A 22,016-nucleotide genomic window follows, 5' to 3' on the forward strand; every position below is an offset into this window, starting at 1 on the left:
CGGCGCCAGCCTAGCGTCGACGCCTTCGTAGCCTTTTGCGGGCTGCGTCGTGTTTGCCGTAGCCGGGGTTGCGCGATCCTCGCCGGTAGCCCCAGAGATAGCACCACAGCGGGATACCCGCACCCGCCAGCGAGGCGACCGCGGCGATGCGGAAGGGCAACCGGTGGCCGCGAGCGTACGGGAAACCGCGGGAGCCGTCATCGAGGCCGAGGAATACCGCGAAGCCCGCTCCGATCGCCACGAGCACGAATGACGCGGGCCGCCAACCGGTTGCGATCAATGCGAGGGCCGTCAAGCATGATCCCGTGGCCATCAACCACCAGGTGTAGGCCGCCGAGTGGCGACCGTCGTAGGTCTCGGATTCTTTGGGAGAGGAAAGATCTGGTTCCTCACCGTCGGTCGGGTCGGGGCGTGCGTGCCGTACCTCGGCGGAGTAGACGCGGCCACCGACCTTGATGAACGGCGTCTCGACGTAGGCGTAACCGATGGCGACCACGATGCCGAACATGGTGAAGCCGATGACGTGGTACCAGCCCATCGGGACCATCGAGAGGGCCACGCAGCTGACGCCGATGTAGGCACATGTCCAGTACACGGCGCGAGCCACGGATCGGCGTTTGACGCAGTCGGCGAAGATCGCAGCTGCTGCGGCGACAAACGCGCCGATCAGAGCGATCTCCGCCCAGTCGTCAACCGTCATAGTCGGTCAACGACCGATGGTCTGCCACAGATAGCGGTAGATCAGCGCCGAGCGGAACGCCGCCTGCGAGTTGTCCGCCGCGCCGCCATGGCCGCCCTCGATGTTCTCGTAGTAGCTCACCGGGTGCCCGGCTTCCTCCAGCGCCGCGGTCATCTTGCGGGCATGCCCCGGGTGCACGCGATCATCGCGGGTCGACGTGGTGATCAGGATCGGCGGGTACGTCCGATCGGCCGAGATGTTCTGGTAGGGCGAGTATTTGGAGATGAACTCCCAGTCTTCGGGATCATCGGGGTTGCCGTACTCGGCCATCCAGGAGGCGCCTGCCAACAACAGGTGGAAGCGTTTCATGTCCAGCAGCGGGACACTGCAGACCAGGGCGCCGAAACGATCCGGGTAACGGGTCAGCATGATGCCCATCAGCAATCCGCCGTTGCTGCCGCCCTGGGCGCCGAGGCGATCCACCGTGGTGATCCCGCGCGCGACCAGATCGCCGGCCACCGCCGCGAAGTCCTCGTCGACCAGGTGCCGGCCCTCGCGCATGGCCTGGGTATGCCAGCCCGGTCCGTACTCACCGCCGCCGCGGATGTTGGCCAGCACGTAGGTGCCGCCGCGGGCCAGCCACAACCGACCGAGCACGCCGTCGTATCCGGGCGTGCGCGACACCTCGAATCCGCCGTACCCGCCCAGCAGCGTCGGCCCCGTCACGCCGGGGCGGTCGACCACGAAATAGGGAATGGAGGTGCCATCGGCCGAGGTCGCGAAGTGTTGGCTGACCTGCAGTCCGGTGGTGTCGAAGAACCCGGGCGCCGCCTTGATCGGGCTGACCGGTCCGTCGGCGGTACCGTGCAGCAACTGCGATGGTGTCAGGAAACCGCTTGAGTCCAGGAAGATCTCGTCACCATCGGAGTCCGCGCCCGCGATGACGGTGTTGGTGTTGGGCGGCACACCGGCCAGGTCGACCGCGGTCCATGTCCCCGGTGTGACGATCTGCACGTGGCTGGCGACATCGGCCAGCGTGACCAGCACCAGCTTGTCGCGGGTCCACGAGTACTGGTGCAGGCTGGTCCGTTCGTCGGGCTCGAAGACGACCGTGAGATTCTTTGCGCCGGAGAGGAACTCGTCGTAGTCGGCGGCCAGTAGTGAGCCGGCCCGGTAGTTGTCCCAGTCGGTGCGCAGCTCGATGAGCAGCCAGTCGCGATGCACCGACAGCGAGGCGTCGGTCGGTGCGTCGATGCGCACCAGTTGCTCGCCGCGCAACTCGTAGATCTCATCGTTGAAAAAGTCGACCGCGCGGCTGATCAAGGTCCGCTGGTAGCCGGGTGTGCGGTCCACCGATGCCGCGACGATGACGTCGGTCCGCTCGCCCGCGAACACCTGGACCGCATCGGCCAGCGGGGTGCCGCGGAGCCACCGCTTGACCAGCCGGGCGTAGCCCGAGTCGGTCAACGAGTCTTCGCCGAAATCGGTGCCGACCAGCAGGGTGTCTTCGTCCTCCCAGCTGATCTGGGTCTTGGCCTCCGGCAGCTCGAAACCGCCGGGGACGAATGCACGTGTGCGCATGTCGAATTCGCGTACGACGACGGCGTCGGCCCCACCCCGGGAGAGGCTGATCAGGGCCAGGCTGTGGTCGGGTTCGATGACATCGGCGCCGGCCCACACCCAGTTGGTGTCGTCGGCGCGGGCCAGTTCATCCACGTCGATGACGACGTCCCAGTCCGGCTGCTCGGTGCGATAACTCTCCAGCGTCGTACGCCGCCACAACCCGCGCGGATTGGTCTCGTCGCGCCAGAAGTTGTAGAGATACTCGCCGCGCCGGCGGACATAGGGGATGCGGGCATCGGTGTCGAGGACCTCAAGGGCCTCGGCGCGCATCGCCTCGAACTCGTCACCACTCAGCTGTGCCAGCGTGGGTTCGTTGTGGCTGCGAACCCAGTCCAGGGCGGCGTCGCCGGTGACGTCTTCGAGCCAGAGGTACGGGTCGGCGGGGGAGTCGGCAGAAGTCACACAGACATTCATACCCTGCGCGTAGCCTTGGAATATGACCAGCCGAGCCCTCATCACCGCGCCGGCCGCCGATCTGCTGGCCACCCTGCAGAACCAGCACGGGGCATTGATGTTTCACCAGTCCGGCGGCTGCTGTGACGGTTCGTCGCCGATGTGTTACCCCGAGGGCGATTTCATCGTCGGCGATCGCGACATCCTGCTGGCCGTGCTCGATGTCGGGGCCGGGGTGCCGGTCTGGATCTCGGGTCCACAGTTCGACGTCTGGAAGCACACCCAGTTGATCATCGACGTGGTCCCAGGGCGCGGCAGCGGGTTCAGTCTGGAGTCCCCGGAAGGTAAGCGCTTTCTGAGCCGTGGGCGGGTGTTCACCGACTCCGAACTCGACGAGCTCGCCGCGCACCCGCCGATCACCGGTGCCCGCTACGAAGCGGGCGCACGCCCGGACGACCGGGAGACCCGGATCGTGGCCGAAGCGGCCGAGGCCTGCCCGGTGCCCGCGGCTCCGCGCTGAACCGTCAGGGCGACCCGATCAGAGCGTGTTGACGCCCGTCAGCTGGCGAGCTTGCGCAAGGTGAACTGAACGACATCGGTCTGCCGTTTGCGGAATGTCTCGGCGCAGCCGGTGAGGTACTTCATGTAGCGGTCGTAGACCTCTTCGGACTGGATCTCGATGGCCTGCTCGCGGTGGGCGGCGAGGGCCTGCGCCCAACGGTCCAGCGTCAGCGCATAGTGCGGCTGCAGCGACTGCCGCCGGGTGAGCGCGAAGCCACCGGCCGCCGAGACCTCCTCGACCATCTCGACCGACGGCAGACGACCTCCGGGAAATATCTCGGTGATGATGAATTTCACGAACCGCGCGAGTTCGAAGGTGACGGGGATGCCCTCTTCTTTCGCTTTCGCCGGGTTGAACGCGCAGATGGTGTGCAGCAGCATGATGCCGTCGTCGGGCAGGGCGTCATGGGTCATCCGGAAGAAATCCTGGTAGCGGTCGAAACCGAAGTGCTCGAACGCGCCGATCGAGACGATGCGGTCGACCGGCTCGCTGAACTGCTCCCAGCCCTGCAGCAAGACGCGCCGCTCGCGGGTGGAGTCCATGGCATCGAAGCTGCGTTGGACGTGTTCGGCCTGGTTTTTGGACAGCGTCAGGCCGATGACGCTGACGTCGTATTTCTCGACGGCGCGGCGCATGGTGGCGCCCCAGCCGCAGCCGATATCGAGCAGTGTCATCCCCGGCTGGAGGCCCAATTTGCCGAGCGCGAGGTCGATCTTGGCGAGCTGGGCCTCTTCCAGGGTCATGTCATCGCGCTCGAAGTACGCGCAGCTGTAGGTCTGCGTGGGGTCGAGGAACAACCGGAAAAACTCGTCGGACAGGTCGTAATGGGCCTGGACGTCGGCGAAGTGCGGGGTCAGATCCTTGGGCATGAGCTGCTGCCTTCCTGGCCGCGCGAACGGCGGTGGCGTATGGGGTGGGCGGGCCGTCGGCTCAGCCCTTCGCACCCTTTTCGAGGGTGAACTGGACGACGTCGATCTGGCCGTTGCGGAACAGATCGGCGCAGCCGGTCAGGTATTTCATGTACCGGTCGTAGACCTCTTGGGACTGGATCGCGATGGCCTCCTCGCGGCGCGGCTCCAGCGCTTCGGCCCAGTGATCCAGGGTGATGGCGTAGTGCTGCTGCAGGGAATGCTCGCGGGTCAGGGTGAAGCCGGTGTCGGTGGCGTACTGCTGCACCATCTCGCTGGTGGGCAGCCGACCACCCGGGAAAATCTCCTCGGAGATGAACTTCGCGAAACGGACCCCATCCATCGTCAACGGGATGCCCTTCTCCTGCACGGCCTCGCGGCTGAAGTTGCAGATGCTGTGCAGCATCATCACACCATCGGCCGGCAGTGCGTCGTAGGTCATCCGGAAAAAGTCCTGGTAGCGGTCGAAACCGAAGTGCTCGAACGCGCCGATCGAGACGATGCGGTCGACCGGCTCGCTGAACTGCTCCCAGCCCTGCAACATCACGCGCCGCTCACGGGTGGAGTCCATGGCATCGAAGCTGCGTTGCACGTGTTCGGCCTGGTTTTTGGACAGCGTCAGGCCGATGACGTTGACGTCGTATTTCTCGACTGCGCGGCGCAGCGTGGCGCCCCAACCACAACCGATATCGAGCAGAGTCATGCCCGGCCGGAGGCCGAGTTTGCCGAGGGAGAGGTCGATCTTCGCGTACTGGGCCTCTTCCAGAGTCATGTCATCGCGCTCGAAGTACGCGCAGCTGTAGGTCTGCGTGGGGTCGAGGAACAACCGGAAAAAGTCGTCTGACAGGTCGTAATGTGCCTGGACGTCCTCAAAATGGGGGGTCATGTTCTTGGCCATGGGATCCAACTTCCTGGTCGAAGAGCGGCACATCTCAAGGTATTCGGTACAGCCCGAGACCCGGATGGGTTTTTGCTCGACTGAACGTACCCATCTTGCCTGGCAACCAATCGCGGTCGCCATTCGACCCGATGGGCAACGGCGATAAGCTGGTCCTCGTGACCCATTATGACGTCGTCGTACTCGGAGCCGGCCCGGGCGGATACGTGGCTGCCATCCGCGCCGCCCAGCTCGGTCTCAACACCGCGATCATCGAACCCAAGTACTGGGGTGGTGTCTGTCTGAACGTCGGGTGCATCCCGTCGAAGGCGCTGCTGCGCAACGCCGAGCTGGCTCACATCTTCACCAAGGAGGCCAAGACCTTCGGCATCAGCGGGGAGGCGAGCTTCGATTTCGGAGCCGCCTTCGATCGCAGCCGTAAGGTCGCCGACGGCCGCGTGGCCGGTGTGCACTTCCTGATGAAGAAGAACAAGATCACCGAGATCCACGGCTACGGCAAGTTCACCGATGCCAACAGCATCACCGTCGACCTCAACGAAGGCGGTACCGAACAGGTCACCTTCGACAACGCCATCATCGCCACCGGCTCGTCGGTGCGCCTGGTGCCGGGCACCTCGTTGTCCGAGAACGTCGTCACCTATGAGAAGCAGATCATGACCCGTGAGCTGCCCTCCTCGATCATCATCGCCGGCGCCGGTGCCATCGGCATGGAGTTCGCCTACGTGATGAAGAACTATGGCGTCGACGTCACCATCGTCGAGTTCCTGCCGCGCGCGCTGCCCAACGAGGACGCCGAGGTCTCCAAGGAGATCGAGAAGCAGTACAAGAAGCTGGGCGTGAAGATCCTGACCGGCACCAAGGTCGAGTCCATCACCGATTCTGGCGACGAGGTCACCGTCACCGTCAGCAAGGACGGCAAGACCGAGGACCTCAAGGCCGACAAGGTGCTCCAGGCCATCGGGTTCGCCCCCAACATCGAGGGCTACGGACTGGAGAACACCGGGGTCGCGCTCACCGAGCGCAAGGCCATCGACATCGACGACCACATGCGCACCAGCGTCCCGCACATCTATGCGATCGGCGATGTCACCAGCAAGCTGCAGCTCGCCCACGTCGCCGAGGCCCAGGGCGTGGTGGCCGCCGAGACCATCGGCGGCGCCGAGACGCTGACCCTGGGTGACTACCGGATGATGCCGCGTGCCACCTTCTGCCAGCCGCAGGTGGCCAGCTTCGGGCTGACCGAAGAGCAGGCAAAGGCCGAGGGATATGACATCAAGGTGGCGAAGTTCCCCTTCACCGCCAACGGCAAGGCGCACGGCCTCGCCGATCCGACCGGCTTCGTCAAGCTGATCGCCGATACCAAGTACGGCGAGCTGATCGGTGGGCACCTCATCGGACCCGATGTGTCCGAACTGCTGCCCGAGCTGACGCTGGCCCAGAAGTGGGACCTGACCGTCAACGAGCTGACCCGCAACGTGCACACCCACCCGACGCTGTCGGAGGCACTGCAGGAAGCCATCCACGGCCTGGCCGGCCACATGATCAACTTCTGACGGGGAGCGCGTGCCGACCAGGGCAGTGATCGTCTCCGCCATCGGCGGCTTGGTGCTCGGCCACATCCTGTGGCTGGTGGCCATCTCGCTGGCGATCAACACCAGCGATGTCCCGTTCTGGGTGCTCGTCGTGTCCGGTGTGATCACCGTGCTGTCGGGTGTCATCGCCGCCCTGGGCTGGCGGGCCCACCAACGCAAGGACCGGGTCGCCACGGCGTTCCTGTGGTCGGTTCCCGTCGCGCCGATGTTGCTGACGCTGACAGTTCTGGCCGTCACGTACTTGTAGACGTTTGCTTTCGGTAAGAATGACCCCGTGGGGGATGGCGCACGGGGTGACCTACTTCTTCAATGGTGGCGTCAGCGTGACGACTACGAGTGGCGCACCGAGTTCCTGCGTAGCCGTGGGATGCTTCCCGTTCTGCGCTACCTGATCGCAGGCATCGGCGCGGTCCTGGGCGTGCTCGGTGCGATCAACGTGTTCTTACCTCCGGTCAACGACACGACACTGATCCGGGCCGGTTGGGCGGTGGTGTCTATCGGCTCGCTGGCATGGTCGGCGCGCTGGGCGCTGCGGCCCTGGCCCAGCGAACGCGTCTCGGCGCTGCTGGTCGCCTATGTGGACGTCATCATGACGCTGTCGGCATTGTTGTTCGGCGATCCCAACCTGGCGATGTCGGGTATCCCGATCCTGCTGTGTGCGGGTGGCTACGTCGTCTTCTTCCACGGACCGAAGCTGCATGTCGCCCACATTCTCTGGTGCGTGGTGTCGGTGCTGGGCATCGCGGTGTGGATGGTGCTGAGCTCCGACGGTTACGGCCTGCAGGTCGCCGTGTCACGTTCGGTGATCGCGCTGGCGGTCACGGTGTGCATCCTGCCCGCGCTGCAGTTCGGGTTCTGGCTGTTGCAGAGCAGCTCCATCCAGTCCGTGACCGACCCCTTGACCGAACTGACCAACCGGCGCGGCCTCGATGCCGCGGTGCGCCGCCTCAACGACTCGGCGCCACCCGATACCGATCTGTGCGCCCTGCTGATCGACGTCGACGGTTTCAAGGCGGTCAACGACGACCTCGGGCATGGCGTCGGCGACCAGGTGTTGATCCGCACGGCCCGCCGGATTCGGGCCAGCGTCTGCCCGCACGCGGTGGTGGTGCGCTGGGGTGGGGAAGAGTTCTTGGTGGTGGACCGCATCATGGCCGACCAGGCGCCCTGGGTCGCCGAACGGATCCGGGCCTCGGTGGCCGTCCCCGACGAGCCGCGGGTGACCGTCAGCATCGGGGTGGCCGTGTGCACCGAGCCGGTCTCCGGGCTCGACGGTGTCATCCCGGCCGCGGACCGGGCGATGTACGAGGCCAAGGCGCTCGGCGGTGACTGTGTGGTGATGGCCGAGAAAGCCCACTAGTCGGGGAAGTCCAGGGGGATGCGCAGCGTCTCCATGGTCGCGGCCAGCGCGTCGTACTGGCCGGCCAGCGTGCAGAACTCGATGATCTGCGCGCGGTCGTAGATCTTCGACAGCGCGCTCCAGGTCTCGGGGGACATCGACCGGGTGACGACGAACTCGTCGGTGGCGGCGATGAGCACCCGCTGGTGCGGGGTCAGGCCGTCGGCGTCGGGGCCCTCGAAGATCGCGGCCTGCACGTCGGCCTTGAGGCCGCGGCTGCGCGCCAGCCGCCGGTGTTGCTGCAGTTCGTACTCGCAATTGCGCAGGTGCCCGACCCGCAGGATCACCAGCTCGGCATCCTTGCGATCCAGCTTGCCCGCATAGAGCAGATACCCGGAGAACGGCAGCCAGGCCAGGAACAACAACCGATGCTGGCCGAGCACGTTGAACAGGTGGAATTTGGGGGCCCTGATGCCGCGTGCGCCGATCTTGGCGATCGCCCAGTTCAACGGGCCGAGCTCACGGAATCCGCCGGGCGGGATACGGGCAGGTGCGGTATCGGCGCTCACGCACCCGAGTCTAGGTAGTGCGCACCAGATACGGGGACACCGTGCTGCGGTGCTCGTCGAGGTCGAGCGCCTTACCGAGGGCGGGGAAGGCGCGCTGGGTGCAGTTGTCGCGTTCGCAGACCCGGCAGCCGGCGCCGATCGGGGTGGCCGTGACCCGATCGCCCGCCAGGTCCAGACCCTCGGAGTAGACCAGCCGGTGGGCGTGGCGCAGCTCGCAACCCAGGCCTATCGCGAACGTCTTCCCGGGCTGGCCGTAACGGGCTGCACGGCGTTCGACGGTGCGCGCCACCCACATGTAGTTGCGGCCGTCGGGCATCTGGGCGATCTGGACCAGGATCTTGCCCGGGTTGGCGAAGGTCTCGTAGACGTTCCACAGCGGACAGGTGCCGCCGCTGGACGAGAAGTGGAAACCGGTGGCCGACTGTCGCTTGGACATGTTGCCCGCCCGGTCGACGCGCACGAATGACAGTGGGACGCCGCGCATATCGGGCCGCTGCAAGGTCGAGAGCCGGTGCGCGACGGTCTCATAGGACACCGCGTAGTGCGCCGAGAGGCGCTCGACGTCGTAGCGGAAGTTGCCGGCGATCTCGTGAAACTGTCTGTACGGCAGCACGATTGCCGCGGAGAAATAGTTCGCCAGGCCCAGCCTTGCCAGGGTGCGCGACTCGTCGCTGGTGAAATGTCCGTCTTCGACCAGCTTGTCGATCAGATCGCCGAATTCCAGGTAACCCAGCTCGGCGGCCAGCTTGAAGACGAACTGTCCGCTGGAGAGGTGGTCGCCGACCTGCAGGGTGCGGGTCTGCGGGTCGTAGCGGTGCAACACGTTGTCGCCGAGATCGGTGCGCCGCACGATGCGTACCCCGTGCACGCGGGTCAGCCGGTCGGAGAGTTCGCGGGTCAGCTCGGCCCGGTGCATGCGCATCCGGATGGTCAGATCTTCTGCGGCGGTGTCGAGTTCGTGCAGGTAATTCTGCCGTTGGTAGAAGTAGTCGCGGACTTCCTCGTGTGGCATGGTGATCGCGCCGGAGCCGGATTCCGACGTACTGAACCGGCCCTCGGTGGCGGCGGCCAGCTGGGTGGTGGTGAGCCGGTACCGCTGGTGCAGGTTGACCATCGCCCGCGCGATGGCCGGGTGGGCGCTGACCACATCGGCGAGTTCACCGGCGTCGATGTCGATGTCCACATCGCGGTCCAGGGTGACCTCGCGAAGCTCGGCGACCAGCCGGGTGTCGTCCTGGGAGGCGAAGAACCCGGCATCCACGCCGAACACCTCGGTGATGCGTAGGAGCACCGACACCGTCAGCGGCCGGACGTCGTGCTCGATCTGGTTGAGGTAGCTGGGGGAGATGTCGAGCATCTGGGCCAACGCGGCCTGGCTGAAGCCCCGTTCCCGGCGCAGCTGACGGATCCGCGATCCGACGAAGGTCTTTGCCACCCGTCCAGGGTAATGAGACGTGCAAAGGTTGGCTTTGCATTCTTCGCAGGCCATATTGGAGGAATGACCGGCTTGGCCAAGACCATGATGCCCGTGCCCGATCCGCACCCCGATGTGTTCGACACCCAGTGGCCGCTGCGGGTCGCCGACGTGGACCGGACCGGTCGCCTGAAGTTCGATGCCGCCACCCGGCACATCCAGGACATCGGTTCCGATCAGCTGCGGGAGATGGGCTACGAGGAGACCCACCCGCTGTGGATCGTGCGGCGCACCATGATCGACCTGATCAGGCCGATCGAGTTCAAGGACATGCTGCGGTTACGGCGCTGGTGTTCGGGCACGTCGAATCGGTGGTGCGAGATGCGGGTCCGCATAGACGGAAAGCGCGGCCGCGGACTCATGGAATCGGAGGCGTTCTGGATCAACATCAACGCCGAGACGCAGGGACCGGCGCGGATCTCCGATGACTTCCTGTCCGGTCTGCGCCGGACCACCGATGTCGACCGGCTCCGGTGGAAGGCTTACCTGCAGGCCGGTGCCCGTGCGGACGCCGAGGAGATCCGGCCGTATCCGGTTCGCGTCAGCGATATCGACATCTTCGACCACATGAACAACTCGGTGTACTGGAGCGTCGTCGAAGACTTCCTCGGCACCCGGCCGGAGCTGCTGGAAAGGCCGCTGCGGGTGACCATCGAGCACGATCTGCCGGTGGCGCTCGGCGACGACCTGGAGATCATCCGGCACACCTACCCCGCGGGTTCGACGGATCGATTTGGTCCGGATCTTGCCGACCGGACTGTTACAACGCTCACATATGCCGTCGGCGACGAGACCAAAGCGGTCGCGGCGATCTTCAATCGGTGACTCCCACCTTTTAACAGTACGGGCGTACTGACCAGCGCAAACCTCCTACCCGTCGGTAGGTTCTGAACCGGTAAAGCGGGACCACCGATTCGCAAAATTAGCAAAATGGCCGAGCGCATTGGACGAAGTTGGCAAGCGAAACGGGTGGACCTGGGCATATGGCGTGAGGCATGCTCGAAGCATCAGCTCAGTGGAAATCGCTGCAGCGTTAACAAATCGAGTTGCCGAAATCGATAGGAGCAACCATGTCCACCGTTGGCACGCCGAAGAGCCCGGAACAGATCCAGCACGATTGGGACCACAACCCCCGCTGGAAGGGCATCACCCGCACCTACACCCCCAAGGACGTCGTCGCGCTGCAGGGCACGGTCGTCGAAGAGGCGACGCTGGCCCGCCGTGGCGCCGAGGTGCTGTGGGAGCAGCTCCACGACATGGACTTCGTCAACTCGCTCGGTGCACTGACCGGCAACATGGCCGTGCAGCAGGTGCGTGCCGGCCTGAAGGCCATCTACCTGTCCGGGTGGCAGGTCGCCGGTGACGCGAACCTCTCCGGTCACACCTACCCCGACCAGAGCCTCTACCCGGCGAACTCGGTGCCGCAGGTCATCCGCCGCATCAACAACGCGCTGCTGCGTGCCGACGAGATCGCCAAGGTCGAGGGTGACACCTCGGTCGAGAACTGGCTGGCCCCGATCGTCGCCGACGGCGAAGCCGGCTTCGGCGGTGCGCTGAACGTCTACGAGCTGCAGAAGGCCATGATCGCCGCCGGTGTCGCCGGTTCGCACTGGGAGGACCAGCTGGCCTCGGAGAAGAAGTGCGGCCACCTCGGTGGCAAGGTGCTCATCCCGACCCAGCAGCACATCCGCACCCTGACCTCGGCCCGCCTCGCGGCGGACGTGGCCGACGTGCCGACCGTGGTCATCGCCCGTACCGATGCCGAGGCCGCCACCCTGATCACCTCCGATGTGGACGAGCGCGACCAGCCGTTCATCACCGGCGAGCGCACCGCCGAGGGCTTCTACCGCGTGAAGAACGGCCTGGAGCCCTGCATCGCCCGCGCCAAGGCCTACGCGCCGTACTCCGATCTGATCTGGATGGAGACCGGCACCCCGGACCTGGAGCTGGCCAAGAAGTTCGCCGAGGGTGTCAAGAGCGAGTTCCCGGACCAGATGCTGGCCTACAACTGCTCGCCGTCGTTCAACTGGAAGCAGCACCTCGACGACGACACGATCGCCAAGTTCCAGCGCGAGCTGGGCGCGATGGGCTTCAAGTTCCAGTTCATCACCCTCGCCGGCTTCCACGCCCTGAACTACTCGATGTTCGATCTGGCCTACGGCTACGCCCGCAACCAGATGAGCGCCTACGTCGAGCTGCAGGAGCGCGAGTTCGCCGCCGAAGAGCGCGGCTACACCGCGACGAAGCACCAGCGCGAGGTCGGCGCCGGCTACTTCGACCGGATCGCCACCACCGTGGACCCGACCAGCTCGACCACCGCGCTGGCGGGTTCGACCGAAGAGGGCCAGTTCCACTGAGCTTGCGAAGTGGAACCGACAACCTGAGCCACTAAGGCTTCGTCATCACGGGTTGATAGCGTCAGGCCCCGTCCGTGCATCGCGGGCGGGGCCTGACGGCTGTCCGGAGTCAAGGAGAATCAGTTGAGCATCGAACGCGTGGGTGTCATCGGCGCCGGACAGATGGGCGCCGGGATCGCCGAGGTGTGTGCGAAGGCCGGAGCCCAGGTCCTGGTCTTCGAGCCCAACGACGATCTGATCACCGCCGGGCGCGCGCGGCTCACCGCGTCGCTGGACCGGGCCGCGGCCAAGGGCAAGCTCAGCGAGGCCGATCGCGACGCGGCCATCGCGAGGTTGGCGTTCACCACCAGCCTGGCCGATATGGCCGACCGCCAGCTGACCATCGAGGCGATCGTCGAGGACGAGAACGTCAAGGCGAAGGTCTTCGCCGAGCTCGATCGGGTCATCACCGACCCCGAGGCCGTGCTGGCGTCGAACACCTCCAGCATTCCGATCATGAAGATCGCTGCGGCGACCCAGAATCCGCAGCGGGTGCTGGGCCTGCACTTCTTCAACCCGGTGCCGGTGCTGCCGCTGGTCGAGTTGATCTCGACGCTGGTCACCGACGAGGCCGCCGCGGCGCGGGTCGAGGGCTTCGCCGCCAACGTGCTGGGCAAGCAGGTGGTGCGGTGTTCGGATCGATCCGGATTCGTCGTCAATGCGCTGCTGGTGCCCTTCCTGCTGTCGGCGGTCCGCATGGTCGAGGCCGGCTTCGCCACCATCGAGGATGTCGATACCGCTGTCGTCGGCGGGCTGTCGCACCCGATGGGCCCGCTGCGGTTGTCCGACCTGGTCGGACTCGACACCCTGAAGCTGATCGCGGACAAGATGTTCGAGGAGTTCAAGGAGCCGCTGTACGCCCCGCCGCCGTTGCTGCTGCGCATGGTCGAGGCCGGTCACCTGGGCAAGAAGTCGGGTAAGGGTTTCTACAGTTACTGAGCTTGGCTAATTATCCGGCCGGGCCGTATGGGGTAAAGTCGTCCAATGCGATGCGGGGGCTGCTGAACCGTGAGCGCCTGCCAACGTCATTTCTGATCAACACCAGGGGTTGTTTTCGTATGTCGAAGGTTGAGTCCGGTCTGGAGCCGTATTACGAGGAGTCGCAGTCCATCTACGACATCTCCAACGACTTCTTCGCGCTGTTCCTCGGACCCACGATGGGCTATACCTGCGGCTATTACGAGCGCGAGGATATGACCCTCGACGAGTCGCAGAACGCCAAGTTCGACCTGGCGCTGGGCAAATTGGCGCTGGAGCCGGGGATGACCCTGCTCGACATCGGCTGCGGCTGGGGCGGCGCGCTGGAACGAGCGCTCATCAACTATGACGTCAACGTCATCGGCATCACGCTGAGCAAGGCGCAGTCCGAGTACGCCCGTGCGCGGCTGGCCAAGGTCGAGACCACGCGCAATGTCGAGATCCGGCTGCAGGGCTGGGAAGAGTTCAACGAGCCCGTCGATCGCATCGTCTCCATCGGCGCGTTCGAAGCCTTCAAGGCCGAGCGCTATCCGCTGTTCTTCCAACGTGCCTACGACATCCTGCCCGCTGATGGCCGGATGCTGCTGCACACGATCCTGGCCCACACCCAGGAGTTCTTCCGCACCAACGGCATCAAGGTCACGCTCAGCGATCTGAAGTTCATGAAGTTCATCGGCGAGGAGATCTTCCCAGGCGGCCAGCTGCCCGCCGTCGAGGACATCGAGAAGCTGGCCGCCGATACCGGCTTCGATCTGCAGCGCATCCACCTGCTGCAGCCGCACTACGCCCGCACGCTGGACATGTGGGCGGCCAACCTGGAGGCGGCCAAGGACGAGGCGATCGCCATGCAGGGCCAGGAGGTCTACGACCGGTACATGAAGTACCTGGTTGGGTGCGCCGACTTCTTCCGCCGCGGTATCACCAACATCGGGCAGTTCACCCTCGTCAAGTAGGCGCCTTCGGCGTCGAGACTACGGTTTCTGGCGCCGAACCGGCTCCTAGGCGCCACAAATCGTAGTGTCGGCGCGATATCCGGCGAGTTCGAGTGCTCGACGGGCCCGGCCGACGATTGCCGCCTGCCGGTATCGGAGTTGAACCGCGCTCACCCGAACGATCGCCCAGCCCTGGGCGGCCAGGAAATCTAGCCTCTCGATGTCTGCGGCGTAGGCCTGCGGGTCAGACCAGTGATGTTCACCGTCGTACTCGACCCCGACCCGCCACTGCGGCCAGCCCATGTCGACGCGGCGGCGGCCGACCGGAATCTGGGTCGTGGGCCGGGGTAGGCCCGACCGGATGAGAAGCAGTCGCAGGCGGGTTTCCTGTGGTGACTCGGCTCCCGCGTCCACCAGATCCAGAACCTTGCGTAGGCCGCGGATACCGCGTGCTCCCGGGTAGCGCTCCGCGATGGACGCGACGTGATGAGTGGGTACGCCGGTGGCGTTCAGTAGTGCGTCGATACGGATGACGCCGGTATCCAACGGAAGGGCGCGACCGATGTCGTAGCAGGTTCTGGCCACCGTGGTGCAGTCCATCGCGCCGATCACGGTCACCTCGTCGTGGGCGAGGGCTCCGCTGTGCACTCGGATTCCGGCTGGGGACGCATAGCGGACGCGCGCCAACTCGGCCGGCGCGTCGTCGGGCAGCCACCTACTGCCCAGCATCGCGGCCGCGGAGTATCCCGCCAGCGTGGCAGATCGACCGGACCAGAGCCAGGCCGCCTGGGCTCGGATGCGCGCCGTCATGGCGAGATCCTTTGACGCATAGACGTTCTGGTGCACCTTGCGGTACTTGGTCTGCAGTGAATGCCGAGTCACCAGGCCTGCGGTCAAGGCCTCGCTGGCCAAGAAGATGTCCCCCACACAAGTCTTGGACGCAGTGCGGGGTAGTTCGGTTCCCTTTCGCCGAAACTACGGGAATTGGCGTCCAGTCGGCCGGTCGGCGCCACAACCCGTAGTCTCGGCGAGAAGGTCAGGCCTCGGCCAGCCGCTTCTTCTCGGCCTCGACGTCGAACTCGGCGGGCGGCCAGCTCAGGTCCAGGCTCTTGAGCGCCTCGATCAGCAGCTCCAGGACCGCCAGCCGGCTGTACCACTTCCGGTTGCACGGCACGATGTGCCACGGGGCGTAGTCGGTGGACGTCTTGTCCAGCATCGCCTGGTATGCCTCTTGATACAGCGGCCATTTGAGCCGCTCGTCGACATCGGCAGGGTTGTACTTCCAGTATTTGTCCGGTCGCTCGAGCCGGTCGGTCAGCCGCTGCTTCTGCTCGTCGAGCGAGACGAACATCGCCACCTTGACGATGGTGGTGCCGGTGTCGACGAGTTCGCGCTCGAAGGCGTTGATCTCGTCGTAGCGCGCACCCCAGACGTCCGGCGGCACCAGATTGTGCACCCGCACGATCAGGACGTCCTCGTAATGTGACCGGTCGAAGACGCCGATGTGCCCGGCCGACGGCAACGCCTTGTTGATCCGCCACAGGTAATGGTGCGAGAGCTCCTCCGGTGTCGGCTTGCCGAAGCTGGTGTACTGGATGCCTTGTGGATTGCCCGCTCCCACAACGTGTTTGACGATGCCGCCCTTGCCTGCGGTGTCCATTCCCTGCAATACCAGCAGCACCGACCGATGGTCACCGCTGCGGCTGTTGGCGTAGAGCATCTCCTGCAGGCCGGCGAATCGCTCACCGCGCTCGGCGGCCAGGGCCGGGGCGTCGGACTTGGACCCGGTGAACCCCGGGGTGGCCTCGGCATTGATCTCGGAGACCTTGTCCCCGGGGCGGAATTTCAGATGGGTGTGGGGTTCGTGGCTCCACAGCTTCGACAGTTCGGAGGCGTTGTCCTGGCTCACAACGTCTCAGTCAAGCAGGTGTGGCGGCAGCGCGGGGGAGGGATGGGTCTGGGCGTTGAACTTCTCCAGCGAACCCCCGACCTCGACGATGCCGCGCAGCGCGCTCCAGGACAGCATCGTGAGGTAGTCGATCAGCTGGTCGGCGGTCATCCGCTGGTTGGACATCCAGGAGTGGGTGGCCAGCTGCACCCCACCGACGATGTGGAACGCCCACGGCTCGACCCCGCCGGTATCCATTCCGGCCGCCTGCATCCTGCGGCGCAGCATCACCGCCAGCATCCTGGCGATGATCTGCTCGGAATCGTTGATCGCCTTGGTGCGCGCCGACGAGTTGTTGGACATGACGAATCGGTAGGGCTCGGGCTCGGAGGCCACCGTGTCGACATAGACCCGGGTGATCTCCCGGACCAGTTCGTAACCGTCCAGATCGGTCGACAGTGCCGCGGTCATGTTGGGAATCAGGGTGGTCTGGGCGAAGCGCATCATCACCGCGGTCGTCAGATCGTTCTTATCGACGAAGTAGCGGTAGAGAACTGTCTTGGAGACACCGATCTCGGCGGCGATCTCGTCCATGCTCACATTGGCGCCACGGCGGCGGATGGCCTCCAGCGTGCCGTCGACGAGCTCATTGCGCCGTTCGACTTTGTGCTGATGCCAGCGTCGTTTGCGGCCATCTGTCTTCATCGCCGCGGAGCCCTGCTGTGCCACCGTCGAGAGTTCCATTCCGTTCACTAGGTCGCCTTGATACTACGGTGGAGGAGCCGGCTGCGCGTTGGCGGATGATGGGGGAGTGGTGCAGAGAAGTTTTGCTGAGTCGCTGGCCGGTGCCGATTCGGTGGCCGACGAACAGCGCAGGCTGGCGTTGCGCCGGATGAAGGTCGTGGCGACGGGTTTTCTCGTCGGTGCCACCGTGGTGTTCCTGGCGTGCACGTGGCTGCAGTCGCGCGGTGACGCGGCGCCGTGGGTGGGTTACGTGCGGGCCGCGGCAGAGGCGGGCATGGTCGGCGCGTTGGCCGACTGGTTCGCGGTGACCGCGCTGTTCAAGCACCCCCTGGGCATCCCGATTCCGCACACCGCGATCATCAAACGCAAGAAGGACCAACTCGGCGAGGGGCTCGGCGCCTTCGTCCGGGAGAACTTCATGTCCCCCGACGTGATCGCCACCAAGTTGCGGGACGCCGATGTCGCCTCCCGCACCGGCAAGTGGCTGGCCGACGAGCGCAATGCCGAGCGGGTTGCCGCCGAGGTCGCGACGGTGCTGCGGGTGCTGGTGGAGATGCTGCGTGACGAGGATGTCCAGCAGGTCCTGGACCGGATGATCGTCAAGCGCATCGCCGAGCCCCAGTGGGGGCCGCCGATCGGGCGAGTGCTGACCAGCCTGCTCGACGAGGGGCGGCAGGAGGCGCTGCTGCAGCTGCTGGCCGACCGTGCCTTCCAGTGGTCGCTGAACTCCGGTGAGGTGATCGAGCGGGTGATCGAGCGGGACTCCCCGACCTGGTCGCCGCGCTGGGTGGACAATCTGGTCGGCGATCGCATCCATCGCGAGTTGATGGATTTCACCGACAAGGTGCGCCGTGACCCCAATCATGAGTTGCGCCGCTCGGCCACCAAGTTCCTCTTCGAGTTCGCCGGCGACCTGCAGAACGACGCCGCCACCATCCAGCGGGCCGAGAACGTCAAGGAACAGATCATGGCCCGCGACGAGGTCGCGCGCGCCGCCGAGACGGCGTGGACGACGGCCAAGCGCATCCTGCTCGAGTCGGTGGAGGATCCGTCCTCGGCGTTGCGCGGCCGGGTGGCCGACACGGTGGTGCGGATCGGGGAGTCGCTGCGCGATGACGCCGACCTGCGGACCAAGGTCGATGCCTGGATCGTGCGGGGTGCCCAGCACCTGGTTTCGCAATATGGGACGGAGATCACAGCGATCATCACCGAGACCATCGAGCGCTGGGATGCCGACGAGGCGAGTCGCCGAATCGAGCTCCATGTGGGCCGTGACCTGCAGTTCATCCGTATCAACGGCACCGTCGTCGGGTCGTTGGCCGGGCTGGCCATCTACACCGCCGCCCAGTTGCTCTTCTGAGACTGCTAGCAGACTGCTTGCAATAGTTAGCACCTCGTGCCACCGTGGAATCTGTCAGCCAAAAGCTACGGATGAAGGAGGCACCATGACGCAGGACGACAACCTCGCCGGCGTTGTGGCACACGCTGCGCAGGACATCGGCAGCTACATCAGGACTCAACGCGAGGCGGCGCAGGTATCGGTGCGCCAGCTCGCCGAGAAGGCCGGGGTCAGCAATCCCTACCTCAGTCAGATCGAGCGGGGACTGCGTAAACCGTCGGCTGATGTGCTCAACCAGATCGCCAAGGCACTCCGTGTCTCCGCCGAGGTGCTCTACATCCAGGCCGGGATGCTCGAACCCAGCGAGGGCAACAAAGTGCGCGATGCCATCGTGACCGATACCGCCATCACCGAGCGGCAGAAGCAGGTGCTGCTCGACATCTACACATCGTTCTGTCAGCAGAACGAAGCGGAAGCCGAGGCCGTGCAGAGGGCCGACGCCGAGGCCGAGATCGACCATCCCGACACCGAAGACGCCGCACCGGCGCAACCGTCCACTGTCTGAAAGGAATCGTCATGACCGAGAAGAATCAGCCCACCATCGAAGATCTCAAGGCCCCGCTGCTGGCCGCGGTCGGCGCCGCCGACCTGGCACTGGCCAAGGTCAACGAGATCGTCGAGACCCTGCGCGACCGCGCCGGTGACGCCCGCTCCGACGCCGAGACCCGCGTCGAGGAAGGCCGCGCCCGGCTCAACAAGCTCCAGGAAGAGCTGCCTTCGCAGTTCGACGAGCTGCGCGACAAGCTGACCTCCGAGGAGCTGCGTAAGCTCGCCGACAAGTACGCCGACGAGGCGCAGAGCCAGTACAACAAGCTGGTCGAGCGCGGTGAGGCCGCCCTGGAGCGCCTGCGCAACCAGCCGGCGCTGGAAGAGGCCGCCTCGCGCGTCGAAGAGGTCACCGACCAGGCCGTCGAGCTGACCCAGGATGCGCTGGGCACCGTCGCCAGCCAGACCCGCGCGGTCGGTGAGCGCGCCGCCAAGCTGGTCGGCGTCGAGCTGCCCAAGCGTGCCGAGGCCGCCGAGACCCCCGAGCCCGCCAAGGCCGCCCCGGCCAAGAAGGCTCCGGCGAAGAAGGCCACCCCCGCCGCCGCCAAGAAGGCCGCCGCTCCGGCCGCCAAGAAGGCTCCGGCCAAGAAGGTCACCCAGAAGTAGGTTCGCCAACAAGGTGGCACCCGCATAGGCTGCAAGTGTGATGCTTGCAAACCTGGCGGGTGCCATTCTTTTTGCCCTGGGCATTGTCGTGGCCCTGGTGGGCCTCTACGCGTTCATCCACGCCGCGATGCAGCGCCCGGACGCCTATACCGCCGCGGGCAAGCTCACCAAGCCGGTGTGGCTGCTGATCCTCGGGGCCGGAGTGCTGTTGAGCCTGCTGATCAGCGGTGGGTTCGGTGCCGCGATCGGTGCCTGCGCCGCAGGCGTGTATCTGGTCGACGTGCGGCCCAGACTGCTGGAGATCCAGGGAAAGTCGCGCTGAACCGATGCGTCACCGCGAAATCGCAGCCGTCGTCCTCTGCTCGGCGGGGCTGCTGCTGTCCGGCCCGGCGGCCATCTCGACCGCCGAGACCGAACCGGCCTATATCGACCACACCGAATGGGTGCAGTGGGGCGACCTGAAGAGCCTGCGTGTGTATCCCACGGCCCTCGGCCGCTCGCAGGCCGCGATTCCCGGCACCCAGCCCCAGCAGAACCAGGCCTGGTCGCAGGTGCTGACGCTGGCCCCGGAGGCGGACATCCCGGGTATGCAGTCCCAGTTCAACTGCCACTGGCAGTTCGCCGAGTTCGTCGAGCCCGGTAAGACGAGCTGGAATCTGGAGCCATGGCGGCCCGTCGTCACCGACGCCGAACTCGTTGCCGCCGGCTGTAATCCCGGCGGCACCGAGGAACCGTTCTAGCTACGGCAACCCGGCGAAACACGGGTCGCCGCCCGCGCCGCTGCGCCCCGGGGGCATGACACCGTTGCGGGTGGAGAACTTCGCGATCACGCCGGTATCGGTGACCTCGACGCTGTCGGCGTGGATGCCCATCGGGTAGTTCTCGGTCATCTGCTTGAGGAAGGCGTCCAGCGCAGGCTGCACGCTCTCGCGCGGGAGCACGAAGCCCAGGCCGGTCAACCGCTCCACGGTCAGCGTCAGCTCCTGGTTACGCACCACGGGCTTGGCGACGATGCTGCCCAGCGTGCCCTGCAGTTCCACGGTCCCGTCGGCGGGGTTGGTGGTCACGCCGTTGACGAAGCTGCCGACCAGCGGCACGGCGTTCTGGATGGTGCGCTTGATGCCATCGGCCGACCAGGTGATGGTGGCGTCCAGCGCGCCCACGGTGCCCGGTGACTCGGGGTTTCCGGTGACCCGGACGTCGTTGATGACGATCTCGGCCTTCATCCCCTCGGCCTCACGGATGCGGTTGCCCGCCGTGGTCGCGGTGATGTTGTTGTAGTTCTTGGCGAAGTGCTGCAGCAGGAACGGCCGGGGGCCGAACGACACGTCGACGTTGTCCTGCACGACGCAGGAGGTGACCCGCGAGACGGTGTCATCGGCGATCTTGCGCGCGATCAGCTCGGCGCCGACGACACCGGCCAGCGCCAGGGCGGCCACGATCACCACCACCAGCACGATCGACAGCGGGTCCCGGAAAAGCTTCGTGAACTTGTTCGAGCTCGACGGCGCGGACGGTGGCGGGCTCGAGGGGGGAGTCGGTGTCGGCGTCGATGTCGGGGTCGGGGTCGGGGTCGATGTGGACGTCGACGCCGCCGGTTCGGCGGGCGCTGCTGCCGGCGCTTCGTACGGCGGCGGGTTCACCCCGTCGGTGGGGCGGGCCCAGGGATCGGTCACGCAGTCGATTGTGCCTTAGCGAATCGGACGCGGTTAACCAGCACCGCGATGGTGTCCCGGGCCTTCGCGGCGGCGGTGAGGTCGATATCGGTCACCACCAGCTGCGGATCGGCCTCGGCGGCGGCGAGGATCTCGCCGGTCGCCGAGGCGACCAGGCTGCCCCCGACACCGGTCGGGCCGAGCGCGGCGATCTCGTCACCGGGGTAGGCCTGCCCGACGGCCGCCACGATGCCGGTGGTGTCGATGGCCCTGGCCCGGGCCAGCAAGGTCCACTGGTCGAGCTTGCCCGGACCGGTGCCCCACGACGCGTGCACCGTGATGAGCTGCGCGCCGCGATCGGTGAGCTCGAGGTAGAGCTCGGGAAAGCGGATGTCGTAGCAGAGCGTCAGCCCGACACCCACGCCGTCGACGTCGATGACGGTGGGTTGTGAGCCGGGGGCGACGGTCGCGGATTCGAGGAAGCCGAACGCGTCGTAGAGGTGGATCTTGTCGTAGTGCGCGTCGACTCCCGCACCGACGGCCAGCAGGGTGTTGGCGACCCGGCCGGCGGGCACCTCGTCGGCCGGGCGGAACATGCCGGCCACGACGGTGATGCCGGTGCGCGCGGCGATCCGGCGCACCCCGTCGGCCCAGCGGCCGTCCAGCGGTTCGGCCACCGGCCCCAGCGGCACCCCGAACCGGCACATGGTCGCCTCCGGGAACAACACCAACCGGGCACCGGCATCGGCGGCCTCGGTGGCGTACCGGTCGACCAGCTCGAGGTTGGCCGCCGGATCGGTGCCGGACCGGATCTGAGCCAGGGCAATCCGCATGG

General features: G+C 66.0%; 24 protein-coding genes. 13 read left to right on the forward strand and 11 right to left on the reverse strand.

Annotated features, from left to right (window positions below; all coding sequences use genetic code 11):
- Positions 1 to 10 precede the first annotated feature (10 nt).
- A complete protein-coding gene (locus FBY28_RS16985; protein ID WP_141868611.1) occupies positions 11 to 700 on the reverse strand; it encodes a hypothetical protein in 690 nt (229 codons plus the stop codon).
- Positions 701 to 706: 6 nt separating this feature from the next.
- The gene (locus FBY28_RS16990; RefSeq protein ID WP_353618529.1) at positions 707 to 2,704 is read right to left on the reverse strand and encodes a prolyl oligopeptidase family serine peptidase; all 1,998 of its coding nucleotides are present in this window, start codon (positions 2,702 to 2,704) and stop codon (positions 707 to 709) included.
- A gap of 34 nt (positions 2,705 to 2,738) precedes the next feature.
- Between FBY28_RS16990 and FBY28_RS16995 the strand changes: the two genes are divergently transcribed.
- Positions 2,739 to 3,215 (forward strand): DUF779 domain-containing protein, encoded by a 477-nt coding sequence (locus tag FBY28_RS16995; protein WP_141868613.1) that lies wholly within the window; start codon positions 2,739 to 2,741, stop codon positions 3,213 to 3,215.
- 38 nt (positions 3,216 to 3,253) lie between these two features.
- On the opposite strand, the gene FBY28_RS17000 is transcribed toward FBY28_RS16995, so the two are convergent.
- Positions 3,254 to 4,126, reverse strand: coding sequence for a cyclopropane mycolic acid synthase family methyltransferase (locus FBY28_RS17000; RefSeq protein WP_141868614.1), 873 nt, complete (start codon positions 4,124 to 4,126; stop codon positions 3,254 to 3,256).
- 61 nt (positions 4,127 to 4,187) lie between these two features.
- Positions 4,188 to 5,186 carry a cyclopropane mycolic acid synthase family methyltransferase gene (locus tag FBY28_RS17005; protein WP_286178165.1) on the reverse strand — a complete coding sequence of 333 codons (999 nt, stop codon included), beginning with the start codon at positions 5,184 to 5,186 and terminating at the stop codon, positions 4,188 to 4,190.
- A 35-nt stretch (positions 5,187 to 5,221) separates the two neighbouring features.
- Between FBY28_RS17005 and lpdA the strand changes: the two genes are divergently transcribed.
- Genes lpdA through FBY28_RS17020 form a run of 3 tightly spaced genes read left to right on the forward strand, consistent with a single transcriptional unit; the run spans position 5,222 to position 8,015 of the window.
- Positions 5,222 to 6,616 carry a dihydrolipoyl dehydrogenase gene (lpdA, locus tag FBY28_RS17010; protein ID WP_141868615.1) on the forward strand — a complete coding sequence of 465 codons (1,395 nt, stop codon included), beginning with the start codon at positions 5,222 to 5,224 and terminating at the stop codon, positions 6,614 to 6,616.
- A 10-nt stretch (positions 6,617 to 6,626) separates the two neighbouring features.
- Positions 6,627 to 6,902, forward strand: coding sequence for a hypothetical protein (locus FBY28_RS17015; RefSeq protein ID WP_216847765.1), 276 nt, complete (start codon positions 6,627 to 6,629; stop codon positions 6,900 to 6,902).
- 27 nt (positions 6,903 to 6,929) lie between these two features.
- Complete coding sequence (locus tag FBY28_RS17020) at positions 6,930 to 8,015, forward strand: GGDEF domain-containing protein (protein WP_174241659.1); 1,086 nt, start codon at positions 6,930 to 6,932, stop codon at positions 8,013 to 8,015.
- Here FBY28_RS17020 and FBY28_RS17025 read toward each other — a convergent pair.
- Both FBY28_RS17025 and ramB read right to left on the reverse strand, forming a co-directional pair.
- The gene (locus FBY28_RS17025) at positions 8,012 to 8,563 is read right to left on the reverse strand and encodes a carboxymuconolactone decarboxylase family protein (protein WP_019513776.1); all 552 of its coding nucleotides are present in this window, start codon (positions 8,561 to 8,563) and stop codon (positions 8,012 to 8,014) included. The two genes, FBY28_RS17020 and FBY28_RS17025, sit on opposite strands and share 4 nt — an antisense overlap.
- A 10-nt stretch (positions 8,564 to 8,573) precedes the next feature.
- Complete coding sequence (gene ramB / locus FBY28_RS17030; protein ID WP_141868616.1) at positions 8,574 to 9,998, reverse strand: acetate metabolism transcriptional regulator RamB; 1,425 nt, start codon at positions 9,996 to 9,998, stop codon at positions 8,574 to 8,576.
- A 63-nt stretch (positions 9,999 to 10,061) separates the two neighbouring features.
- On the opposite strand from ramB, the gene FBY28_RS17035 reads away from it, so the two are divergent.
- The 4 genes from FBY28_RS17035 (at position 10,062) to FBY28_RS17050 (ending at position 14,364) form a co-directional block, all read left to right on the forward strand.
- A complete protein-coding gene (locus FBY28_RS17035; RefSeq protein ID WP_141868617.1) occupies positions 10,062 to 10,862 on the forward strand; it encodes an acyl-[acyl-carrier-protein] thioesterase in 801 nt (266 codons plus the stop codon).
- A gap of 245 nt (positions 10,863 to 11,107) precedes the next feature.
- A complete protein-coding gene (aceA, locus tag FBY28_RS17040) occupies positions 11,108 to 12,394 on the forward strand; it encodes an isocitrate lyase (RefSeq protein WP_141868618.1) in 1,287 nt (428 codons plus the stop codon).
- Between the two features lie 123 nt (positions 12,395 to 12,517).
- Positions 12,518 to 13,372: a 3-hydroxybutyryl-CoA dehydrogenase gene (locus tag FBY28_RS17045; protein WP_174241660.1), complete on the forward strand. Its 855-nt coding sequence runs from the start codon at positions 12,518 to 12,520 to the stop codon at positions 13,370 to 13,372.
- 119 nt (positions 13,373 to 13,491) lie between these two features.
- Positions 13,492 to 14,364, forward strand: a complete 873-nt coding sequence (locus tag FBY28_RS17050; protein ID WP_141868619.1) for a cyclopropane mycolic acid synthase family methyltransferase — start codon at positions 13,492 to 13,494, stop codon at positions 14,362 to 14,364.
- Positions 14,365 to 14,409: 45 nt separating this feature from the next.
- On the opposite strand, the gene FBY28_RS17055 is transcribed toward FBY28_RS17050, so the two are convergent.
- The 3 genes from FBY28_RS17055 to FBY28_RS17065 all read right to left on the reverse strand — a co-directional run bounded on the left by FBY28_RS17055 (position 14,410) and on the right by FBY28_RS17065 (position 16,975).
- Positions 14,410 to 15,255: an endonuclease domain-containing protein gene (locus tag FBY28_RS17055; protein ID WP_216847766.1), complete on the reverse strand. Its 846-nt coding sequence runs from the start codon at positions 15,253 to 15,255 to the stop codon at positions 14,410 to 14,412.
- 124 nt (positions 15,256 to 15,379) lie between these two features.
- Positions 15,380 to 16,252 carry a polyphosphate kinase 2 family protein gene (locus tag FBY28_RS17060; RefSeq protein ID WP_141868621.1) on the reverse strand — a complete coding sequence of 291 codons (873 nt, stop codon included), beginning with the start codon at positions 16,250 to 16,252 and terminating at the stop codon, positions 15,380 to 15,382.
- Between the two features lie 6 nt (positions 16,253 to 16,258).
- Positions 16,259 to 16,975 carry a TetR/AcrR family transcriptional regulator gene (locus FBY28_RS17065; protein ID WP_286178503.1) on the reverse strand — a complete coding sequence of 239 codons (717 nt, stop codon included), beginning with the start codon at positions 16,973 to 16,975 and terminating at the stop codon, positions 16,259 to 16,261.
- A gap of 67 nt (positions 16,976 to 17,042) precedes the next feature.
- On the opposite strand from FBY28_RS17065, the gene FBY28_RS17070 reads away from it, so the two are divergent.
- The 5 genes from FBY28_RS17070 to FBY28_RS17090 all read left to right on the forward strand — a co-directional run bounded on the left by FBY28_RS17070 (position 17,043) and on the right by FBY28_RS17090 (position 20,266).
- Positions 17,043 to 18,335, forward strand: coding sequence for a DUF445 domain-containing protein (locus FBY28_RS17070; protein ID WP_174241661.1), 1,293 nt, complete (start codon positions 17,043 to 17,045; stop codon positions 18,333 to 18,335).
- 85 nt (positions 18,336 to 18,420) lie between these two features.
- The gene (locus tag FBY28_RS17075; RefSeq protein ID WP_141868623.1) at positions 18,421 to 18,879 is read left to right on the forward strand and encodes a helix-turn-helix domain-containing protein; all 459 of its coding nucleotides are present in this window, start codon (positions 18,421 to 18,423) and stop codon (positions 18,877 to 18,879) included.
- An 11-nt stretch (positions 18,880 to 18,890) separates the two neighbouring features.
- Complete coding sequence (locus FBY28_RS17080; protein ID WP_141868624.1) at positions 18,891 to 19,526, forward strand: heparin-binding hemagglutinin; 636 nt, start codon at positions 18,891 to 18,893, stop codon at positions 19,524 to 19,526.
- 40 nt (positions 19,527 to 19,566) lie between these two features.
- Entirely contained in the window at positions 19,567 to 19,848 is a 282-nt protein-coding gene (locus FBY28_RS17085) for a DUF2516 family protein (RefSeq protein ID WP_174241662.1), read from the forward strand.
- A 4-nt stretch (positions 19,849 to 19,852) separates the two neighbouring features.
- Positions 19,853 to 20,266 (forward strand): DUF2599 domain-containing protein, encoded by a 414-nt coding sequence (locus FBY28_RS17090; RefSeq protein WP_141868626.1) that lies wholly within the window; start codon positions 19,853 to 19,855, stop codon positions 20,264 to 20,266.
- Here FBY28_RS17090 and FBY28_RS17095 read toward each other — a convergent pair whose 3' ends face one another.
- Together FBY28_RS17095 and FBY28_RS17100 are read right to left on the reverse strand one after the other, a co-directional pair.
- On the reverse strand, positions 20,267 to 21,202 hold the full coding sequence (locus FBY28_RS17095; protein WP_141868627.1) for an LmeA family phospholipid-binding protein: 936 nt from the start codon (positions 21,200 to 21,202) through the stop codon (positions 20,267 to 20,269).
- Complete coding sequence (locus tag FBY28_RS17100) at positions 21,199 to 22,014, reverse strand: carbon-nitrogen hydrolase family protein (protein WP_141868628.1); 816 nt, start codon at positions 22,012 to 22,014, stop codon at positions 21,199 to 21,201. The genes FBY28_RS17095 and FBY28_RS17100 overlap by 4 nt, the downstream gene beginning before the upstream one ends.
- Between the last annotated feature and the right edge of the window lie 2 nt (positions 22,015 to 22,016).

The organism is Arthrobacter sp. SLBN-53, assembly GCF_006715585.1.
In the GTDB taxonomy this organism is placed as follows: Bacteria; Actinomycetota; Actinomycetes; order Mycobacteriales; family Mycobacteriaceae; genus Mycobacterium; species Mycobacterium neoaurum_A.

Bases quoted from the DNA above. Each gene is read 5' to 3' on its own strand.
- FBY28_RS16985 (WP_141868611.1), bottom strand. From the start codon at position 700: ATGACGGTTGACGACTGGGCGGAGATCGCTCTGATCGGCGCGTTTGTC.
- FBY28_RS16995 (WP_141868613.1), top strand. From the start codon at position 2,739: ATGACCAGCCGAGCCCTCATCACCGCGCCGGCCGCCGATCTGCTGGCC.
- FBY28_RS17000 (WP_141868614.1), bottom strand. From the start codon at position 4,126: ATGCCCAAGGATCTGACCCCGCACTTCGCCGACGTCCAGGCCCATTAC.
- FBY28_RS17005 (WP_286178165.1), bottom strand. From the start codon at position 5,186: ATGGCGACCGCGATTGGTTGCCAGGCAAGATGGGTACGTTCAGTCGAG.
- FBY28_RS17035 (WP_141868617.1), top strand. From the start codon at position 10,062: ATGACCGGCTTGGCCAAGACCATGATGCCCGTGCCCGATCCGCACCCC.
- aceA (WP_141868618.1), top strand. From the start codon at position 11,108: ATGTCCACCGTTGGCACGCCGAAGAGCCCGGAACAGATCCAGCACGAT.
- FBY28_RS17050 (WP_141868619.1), top strand. From the start codon at position 13,492: ATGTCGAAGGTTGAGTCCGGTCTGGAGCCGTATTACGAGGAGTCGCAG.
- FBY28_RS17065 (WP_286178503.1), bottom strand. From the start codon at position 16,975: ATGGAACTCTCGACGGTGGCACAGCAGGGCTCCGCGGCGATGAAGACA.
- FBY28_RS17075 (WP_141868623.1), top strand. From the start codon at position 18,421: ATGACGCAGGACGACAACCTCGCCGGCGTTGTGGCACACGCTGCGCAG.
- FBY28_RS17080 (WP_141868624.1), top strand. From the start codon at position 18,891: ATGACCGAGAAGAATCAGCCCACCATCGAAGATCTCAAGGCCCCGCTG.
- FBY28_RS17085 (WP_174241662.1), top strand. From the start codon at position 19,567: ATGCTTGCAAACCTGGCGGGTGCCATTCTTTTTGCCCTGGGCATTGTC.
- FBY28_RS17090 (WP_141868626.1), top strand. From the start codon at position 19,853: ATGCGTCACCGCGAAATCGCAGCCGTCGTCCTCTGCTCGGCGGGGCTG.
- FBY28_RS17100 (WP_141868628.1), bottom strand. From the start codon at position 22,014: ATGCGGATTGCCCTGGCTCAGATCCGGTCCGGCACCGATCCGGCGGCC.